Source organism: Actinobacillus ureae ATCC 25976 (assembly GCF_000188255.1).
GTDB lineage: Bacteria > Pseudomonadota > Gammaproteobacteria > Enterobacterales > Pasteurellaceae > Actinobacillus > Actinobacillus ureae.
Genome location: NZ_GL831106.1, coordinates 1 through 526 on the forward strand (window position 1 = coordinate 1; position 526 = coordinate 526).

At 30.6% G+C, this 526-nt stretch carries 1 protein-coding gene and 1 pseudogene; both read right to left on the bottom strand.

What is annotated here, in order from left to right; all coding sequences use genetic code 11:
• Window positions 1-77, bottom strand: a pseudogene (locus HMPREF0027_RS12050) (IS1595 family transposase); the annotation flags it as partial.
• 21 nt (window positions 78-98) lie between these two features.
• The gene (locus HMPREF0027_RS11270; protein ID WP_005625527.1) at window positions 99-302 is read right to left on the bottom strand and encodes a hypothetical protein; all 204 of its coding nucleotides are present in this window, start codon (window positions 300-302) and stop codon (window positions 99-101) included.
• Window positions 303-526 lie beyond the last annotated feature (224 nt).

The following is a 526-nucleotide window of genomic DNA, read 5'->3' on the forward strand; positions in this document are numbered from 1 at the left end:
GCTGTCATTTCTGCAACAAAAAATTCAAGCAATCTTCTTTGTATAGATTTCTTTAATTTACAATGGGTTATCTTCATTTTTGTAGTATAGCATTCTTGCTAATCTACTACAGCCCCTAAATTAAAAATAATTACGGGCGTACCCATGTACAGTGATAAGGATATGCAATATTGATATAATCCTAAAAAGTGGTAGCCTGTTTTTCTCCACTTACCCACTTCGGCATTTGCTGCAGTAGCAGAGAAAAAGACTGAACACGCTGCAATAGCAATGAGTGCTTTCGATAAAAATATTTTCTTCATAAAATGCTCCTTAATGTATCAATACGATAATGATTAATCTGCATACCACTTTGGGTTAATTAATATACAATTTCATTGTGTTATTAATTTTCATAATTGAAATTAGACCACATTATTAATATTTTTAATGAAAAAAACGTAGGAAATTATGTCTAAATCGTTCGCTTGAAATAAGTCTTTTTATATTTAAGGCATAGTAGACAAAAAGGTTGGTAAAAAGTGGG

Coding starts and splice junctions, on each gene's coding strand:
- HMPREF0027_RS11270 (WP_005625527.1), bottom strand. CDS start 302: ATGAAGAAAATATTTTTATCGAAAGCACTCATTGCTATTGCAGCGTGT.